Origin of the sequence: Actinomadura napierensis, assembly GCF_039529375.1 — a bacterium.
GTDB classification, from domain to species: domain Bacteria; phylum Actinomycetota; class Actinomycetes; order Streptosporangiales; family Streptosporangiaceae; genus Spirillospora; species Spirillospora napierensis.
The window spans coordinates 20457-27189 of sequence record NZ_BAAAMR010000119.1 but is presented as its reverse complement, the minus strand read 5'-3'; the positions used below and the strand labels follow the sequence as shown (position 1 = coordinate 27189).

At 72.3% G+C, this 6733-nt stretch carries 7 protein-coding genes; 3 read left to right on the top strand and 4 right to left on the bottom strand.

The features are described from left to right. Positions 1 to 376, bottom strand: a 376-nt coding sequence (locus ABD296_RS41190) for an FHA domain-containing protein (protein WP_344280954.1), incomplete at its 3' end; no start/stop codon positions are given. A gap of 112 nt (positions 377 to 488) precedes the next feature. On the opposite strand from ABD296_RS41190, the gene ABD296_RS41185 reads away from it, so the two are divergent. After that, positions 489 to 1205 (top strand): LmeA family phospholipid-binding protein, encoded by a 717-nt coding sequence (locus ABD296_RS41185; RefSeq protein ID WP_344280951.1) that lies wholly within the window; start codon positions 489 to 491, stop codon positions 1203 to 1205. On the opposite strand, the gene ABD296_RS41180 is transcribed toward ABD296_RS41185, so the two are convergent. Together ABD296_RS41180 and ABD296_RS41175 are read right to left on the bottom strand one after the other, a co-directional pair. Continuing rightward, positions 1192 to 2094 (bottom strand): Cgl0159 family (beta/alpha)8-fold protein, encoded by a 903-nt coding sequence (locus tag ABD296_RS41180; protein ID WP_344280948.1) that lies wholly within the window; start codon positions 2092 to 2094, stop codon positions 1192 to 1194. The two genes, ABD296_RS41185 and ABD296_RS41180, sit on opposite strands and share 14 nt — an antisense overlap. 31 nt (positions 2095 to 2125) lie before the next feature. After that, entirely contained in the window at positions 2126 to 2500 is a 375-nt protein-coding gene (locus ABD296_RS41175) for a phage holin family protein (protein WP_344280945.1), read from the bottom strand. A gap of 118 nt (positions 2501 to 2618) precedes the next feature. On the opposite strand from ABD296_RS41175, the gene ABD296_RS41170 reads away from it, so the two are divergent. After that, on the top strand, positions 2619 to 4745 hold the full coding sequence (locus ABD296_RS41170) for a terpene synthase family protein (RefSeq protein WP_344280942.1): 2127 nt from the start codon (positions 2619 to 2621) through the stop codon (positions 4743 to 4745). A 4-nt stretch (positions 4746 to 4749) separates the two neighbouring features. Here the strand turns inward: ABD296_RS41170 and ABD296_RS41165 are convergent, their stop codons facing one another. Beyond that, complete coding sequence (locus ABD296_RS41165; protein ID WP_344280939.1) at positions 4750 to 5109, bottom strand: MerR family transcriptional regulator; 360 nt, start codon at positions 5107 to 5109, stop codon at positions 4750 to 4752. A 279-nt stretch (positions 5110 to 5388) separates the two neighbouring features. Here ABD296_RS41165 and ABD296_RS41160 point away from each other — a divergent pair, with 279 nt between their 5' ends. Next, positions 5389 to 6732: a DUF1990 family protein gene (locus ABD296_RS41160; protein WP_344280936.1), complete on the top strand. Its 1344-nt coding sequence runs from the start codon at positions 5389 to 5391 to the stop codon at positions 6730 to 6732. Position 6733 lies beyond the last annotated feature (1 nt).

Sequence of the window (6733 nt, the reverse complement as noted above, 5' to 3'; positions counted from 1 at the left end):
CCGCCCGGCCGGCGGGCGGCGGGTACACCTGGCGGCGGCTCGGCGGCGGGCTCTCGGGGAAGCAGGCCAGGCTCGCGCCCTCGGAGGAGTGGCCGAGCAGGAACGTGCGGTGCCCGCCGATCTCCATCCGCTCGATGCGTCCGCCCTGGCAGAACGTGCCGTTGCTGCTGCCGACGTCCTCGATCAGCCACCCGTCGGGGCCCGTCCGCAGCACCGCGTGCCACCACGAGACGCGCGGGTCCGACAGCGTGATGTCGGCCGCGGGGTCGCGGCCGATGCGGTAGGAGCCCCCTGGGCGCAGCCGGTGCACCCGCTCCCGCGTGCGGACGACGAGAACGGGCGCGGCGAGGGATTCGGCGGAAGGACCGGCCGTCATGCGGGGAGTGTAAGTCCTCGCCCCGGAAATGTCCCGGCCCTTTTTCGGGCCCGGCATTCACGGGACACCGGTCCCATTGACAGGGGCCGGGCGCGGGAATTGAGTGAACGCCATGGCGAATCCGCCGGGCGCGGCCACCGTCACCCGTGTCGACCGTCTGCCGAGGCGCAGGCGGCCGAGGTGGCTGACCGTACTGATCTGTGCCGTTCTGCTGTTCGCGCTGCTCCTGGTGGTGGCGGACCGGGGCGGTGTGGCGTTCGCGCAGCACGAGATGGCCGTGCAGATCAAAAAGCAGGGATTCCCGGCGACGCCGAAAGTGACGATCAAGGGAATCCCGTTCCTCACCCAGGTCGTCTCGCGGCACTTCGGCGATGTGCGGCTCGAGGCGAGCAGAATCACCGAGGGCCCCTTGCGCATCACGAACCTCAAAGTGCGCGCACGGGACGTCCGGGTCGATTCGGGCTTCAGCAGCGGCACGCTGGGCAGCATCGACGGCACCGCGTTCGTCAGCTTCAAGGACCTCGCGAGCGCGAGCGACGACCCCGACCTCGTGCTGACGGCCGCCGGGAACAACCTGGTCAAGGCGAAGATGGACCTCGGCATCACCGAGGCCACCGCCACCGCGACCGTCACCAAGCAGGGCGACAGCATCGTGGTGCGGACGCAGTCGGTCGAGGGGTTCTCGCGCTCCGACCTCGGCGACGACCTCGACTTCACCGTCCCGGTGAAGGGGCTGCCGCTCGGGCTGACGTTCCAGAGCGTGACGGTCTCGTCGGGCGGGGTCGGCCTCCACGTGACCGGCCGCAACGTGAAGTTCAGCGACTCCTGAACCCTGGCTGGAGGACGGAGACGGCGGCGTCCACGGCCGCCCGCACGTCGCCGTCGGGCGGGTACAGCAGCGAGCGCCCGGCGACCAGGCCCTTCACGCCCGGCAGCCGCAGCGCGCGGCGCCACCCGTCCAGCACCGTGCGGGGATCGTCGCCGATGTCGCCGCCGAGCAGCAGCAGGGGCAGCGTCGTCGCCGCCGCGACCCGCTCCATCTCCGGCACGACCGGCACCTTCAGCCACGTGTACGCCGACGTCGCGCCGAGCCCCGAGGCCACCGACACCGCGCGGATCATCGCCTCCGGCGTCAGCAGGTTGCGGACGCGGCCCTCGATGCGGTGCGAGACGAACGGCTCCACCATCGCCATCAGCCGGTGCCCCGCCAGGGCGGTGACGGCGTGCGCGCAGCCCTCCAGGGTCCGGGCCGTCGCCGGGTCGGTGTCCTCGATGCGCAGCAGCATCTTGCCGCCGTCCAGCCCGGACGCGGCGATCGCGTCGGCGTCGTAGGCGGTGAAGCGGTCGTCGATCTCGAACGCCGCGCCGGCGAGCCCGCCCCGGTTCATCGAGCCGATCGCGACCTTGCCGTCGAGGACGCCGAGGAGCGTCAGGTCCTCGAGAACGTCCGGGGTGCCGAGCACGCCGTCCACGCCGGGGCGCTCCAGCGCGGTGCAGAGCCGTTCGAGCAGGTCGCGCCGGTCGGCCATCGCGACCGGGTCGGGGCCGGCGGCGAGGGAGCCGCGGGCCGGATGGTCCGCCGCGATGATCACGAGCCGGTCCGGGAGGGACGGGAGCCGCACCCGGCGCGCCGCCGCCTCGGCGACCGCCTCCGGCCGCGCGGCCCGCACGTCCGTCAGCTCGCCGATGCGCACTCCGCCGAGTCTGCTGACGAGCACGGCGCGCTGTCAATCGGGCGGGCGGCCCCGCTCAGCCGGAGTCGGTGATGATCTCGGCGACCTGCCGGGCCGTCTCCGTCGGCAGCGGCGCGGGCAACCCCTTCCACCTGCGCGAGGCCGCCATCGCGGCGGCGCCCGCGCCGCCCCCGTACGCCAGCGCCGCGACGAACGACGCCAGCTCCGGCGGGAGCTTCTTCTCCAGCAGCAGCACGTTCATCCGGTAGGACGCCGCCGTGGCGAGGACCCCGAGCGTTCCGGCGAGCGCGCCGAACTTGAGCGCGGGTACGCGCTTGCGCGCCTTGTCGAGCATCTCCTGATGCGCGGCGTCGATCACCTGCCGGACGAGCGCCAGGTTCTGCTCCACCGGATCGTCCTTGATCTTCGCCGCCTGTCGCGACCGAGTCATGACCTCGGCCTACCCGCTGCATTGCGAAGGATTCCGGGGAGCAAAGCTGTCACTGTAAGTAACTTTATGCCTGCTGTAGGTTGCGAAGCGTCCCCCAGCAGGAAGGCGTGTCCGGTCGATGCAACCGTTCCAGCTGCCCGACTTCTACGTCCCGTACCCGGCCCGGTTGAACCCGCACCTGGAGCGCGCGCGGACGCACAGCACGGCCTGGGCCCGCGCGATGGGCATGCTGGACGACACCCGCGACCCCGGCACCCCCGACATCTGGGACGAGGCGCAGCTCGACGCGATGGACTACGCGCTCCTGTGCGCCTACACCCATCCCGACTGCGACGGCCCCGAACTCGACCTCATCACCGACTGGTACGTCTGGGTCTTCTACTTCGACGACCACTTCCTCGAGGTGTTCAAGCGCCCGCAGGACCAGGCGGGCGCCCGCGCCTACCTCGACCGGCTGCCGCTGTTCATGTCGCTCGACCCGCCGGAGCCGCGGAACGCCGTCGAGCGCGGCCTCGCCGACCTGTGGGCCCGCACCGTCCCCGTCCGCTCCCTGGCCTGGCGCCGCCGGTTCGCCGAGAGCACCGACGCGCTGCTGCGCGAGTCGCTGTGGGAGCTGTCCAACATCAGCACCGGGCGCGTCCCGAACCCCGTCGAATACGTCCAGATGCGCCGCAAGGTCGGCGGCGCCCCCTGGTCGGCGGACCTCGTCGAGCACGCCGCCGGCGTGGAGGTCCCGGCCCGCGTCGTCGGCACCCGGCCGCTGCGCGTGCTGAAGGACACCTTCTCCGACGGCGTCCACCTGCGCAACGACATCTTCTCCTACCAGCGCGAGACGGAGTCCGAAGGCGAGATCAACAACTGCGTCCTGGTCGTCGAGCACTTCCTCGGCGTGCCGGCCCAGCGCGCCGCCGACACCGTCAACGACCTGCTCACCTCCCGGCTGCGCCAGTTCGAGAACACCGCCGTCACCGAACTGCCCCCGCTGTTCGAGGAGCACGCGCTGAACGCGGCCGAGCGGGCCGCCGTCGCCGGCTACGTCAAGGGCCTGCAGGACTGGCAGTCCGGCGGCCACGAATGGCACCTGCGCTCCAGCCGCTACATGAACCGCGAGTCCACCGGCATGTCGGCCTCGCGCCTGCCCGCGCTGCTGAAGTCGGCCCGCATCAGCCGTCCCCACGTCCCGTTCCAGAAAGTGGGCCCGACGCCCCTCCCCGACTTCGACATGCCGTACGCGGCGCGCGTGAACCCGCACCACGAGAGGGCCCGCCGCAACGTCATCGCCTGGTGCGCCGCCATGGGCATGTACGGCCCGCTGGACCGTCACCCCGTCCCGCTGTGGACGGCCGAGGAACTCGCCGGGTTCGACTTCGCGATCTGCTCGGCGTCCCTCGACCCGGACTCCACCCCCGAGGCGCTCGACCTCGCCACCCAGTGGCTGGCCTGGGGCACCTTCGGCGACGACTACTTCCCGGCCGTCTTCAACCGCGACCACGACATGGCCGGCGCGAAACGGTTCTGCGCCCGCGTGCGCGCCTTCATGCCGCTCGACTGCGGCCCGGCCCCCGCACCGGAGAACCCCTTCGAGACCGGCCTCATCGACCTGTGGCACCGCACCGCGTCCCCCATGACCGCCCGGGGCCGCCGCGAGTTCCGCGCCTCCATCGAGCACATGGTCGACAGCTGGCTGTGGGAACTGAACAACCACCTCCAGTCCCGCATCCCCGACCCCGTCGACTACCTCGAGATGCGCCGCCACACCTTCGGGTCCGAACTCACGATGGCGATGACCCGCATCGGGCACTCCCAGGACGTCCCCGCCGAGGTCTTCGCCACCCGCACCCTGCACGAGATCGACGCGTCCGCGATGGACTACGCCTGCCTGCTCAACGACGTCTTCTCCTACCAGAAGGAGACCGAGTACGAGGGCGAACTCAACAACGGCGTCCTCGCCGTGCAGCACTTCTTCGACTGCGGCCGCGACGAGGCCGTCCCCATCGTCAACGACCTCATGACCTCGCGCCTCCGCCAGTTCGAGCACCTCGCCACCACCGAGCTCCCTGCCCTGGCCACCGACATGGGCCTCGACGGCGACGCCCGCACCGCCCTGGACGCCTACGTCGCCGAACTCCGCGACTGGATGGCCGGCATTGACAAATGGCACCGCGAGACCCGCCGCTACGACGAACGCGAACCCGTCCGCCCGCCGGCCTCCGCCTTCCGCCCCTTCAGGACGACCATCGGCTGACCCGTCAGGAGGGCTCGGCGGCCTCGGTGCGGGCGATCGTCCGGCTGAGCAGCTCCCGCGCCTCGCCGATCTCGGCGGCGCGGCGGTCCAGCTCGTCCAGCCGTTCGCGCAGCAGGTCGAGGGTGCCGGGGCAGGGCCGCAGGGCACCGACCCCGTCGGCGCACGGCAGCAGCCGCGCGATCACCCGGGTGGGCAGGCCGGCGGCGAGGAACGCGCGGATCCGGGCGACCGCCAGCTCCGCGCCGTCGTCGTAGTCGCGGTAGCCGTTGGCGTGCCGGCGCGATTCCAGCAGCCCCTGGCCCTCGTAGTAGCGGATCAGGCGCTCGCTCACCCCTGTCCGCCGCGACAGCTCCCCGATCAGCAACGACGACCTCCCCGGCTTGACCTTCCAACGGTGACAAGGGGCGACGGTGGGCCCGTATTCCGCACCCGAGAAGGCAAAAATGATCATTGAAGCCGCCCGCGCCCCGTACCCGGGCCGCTTCATCGGCTTCAAGGGAAGGGGGTGCTGGTCGTGGGGGATTGGGCGGGGGGTGCGTGGGGACATGGTCGGTGGTGGGGTGCGGGGTGGTCGTCGGGGGGCGACGTGCGGGGACGTTGGCGGCGGCATGCGCGTACGGCGCGCTGGCCGGTGGGGATGGGAATGGCGCTGTGGCGTTGGCTGCGGACCTCGCGCGGGATATCGCGCGAGCGGCTTCCGGCGGCGTCCGGCCTGGACCAGATCCCCGACCGTGAGGGCGACCGCGTCCAGGGGCTGCGGCAGGGCGTCGGGCCGGCGTACCAGCGGCGCTACACGGCCCGGATCGTCGGCAGCTCCCTGGACGCGCCGCGGCTGATGGAGCGGCTGCGCGCCGACGTCAACGCCGCGTCGCCCGTCGAGTTCGCCGTCTTCGACAAGACCTCGGGACACGCGACGCACCTGGACCTCGGCGACGAGTACGACGTCCACATGCCGGGGCCCTGGGACTGCCCGGTGCGGGTGGTGGAGCGCACGCCGGTGTCGTTCCGGTTCGCGACCCTGCAGGGCCACGTCGAGGCCGGGGAGATCGAGTTCCGCGCGAAGGACACCGAGGACGGGCTGCTGTTCACCGTCGAGTCGTGGACGCGGAGCGGCGACCGGCTGGCCGACGTGCTCTACGACCGGTTGCGCATGGCGAAGGAGATGCAGCTCCATATGTGGACCCATTTCTGCGGTCGCGTGGCCGAGATGTCCGGCGGCAGGATGGCGGGGGACGTCGAGGTCCGCACGGAGCGGGCCGAGATCACCGGGGACGGCAGGGTGAACGCCCGGTACCCGACCGAGCTGGCGGCCGCGGCGTCCGCCCGGACCTTCACCGCGCTGGCGCGGCTGCGCGGCGGACGGCCGCTGCATCCCCGCGGGGTGGTCCTCGACGCCACGCTGCGCCTGTCGGGAACCTCGCATTTCTGGGGCGTCCCCCTGCTGGACGACACGGTGGAAGTGCGGGGTCTTGCGCGCCTGTCGCGATCGGTCGGAATGCCGCCCCCGCTACCCGACATACTCGGCCTCGCCCTGCGGTGGCAGCAGCCCGGCGACGGCGCGCCCACGACCGCCGAGCTGCTGCTGGCGACCACCGGGCACGGACGGCTCAGCCGGCATCTGCTGCGCCCGGCGGTCCGGTGGGGTCCCGGGTTCTACGGTTCCCTGCTGCCCTATGCCGCGGGCGACCGGCACGTGCTCGTCGGCGCGGTCGCCCGGCGGGCCGTCCCGTCCGGGCTCGGCGCTCTCGCACGCGCAATCGGCGAGGGGCCGGTCCCGATGGATCTGGTCGTGGCCACCGAGCTCGGCCCCTGGGAGCGTTTCGGTGAACTGGTCCTGACGGGGCCCGCGCGGAGGGACGACCAGGCGCCGGTGCGTTTCAACCCCGCCCGGCACCCGATCCCGGGGCTGCGCCCCGCCGGTCCGCTCCAGCAGGTGCGGAGGCGCACGTACGACGCCGTCCAGCGCATCGACCGCCACGCGGGGTGAG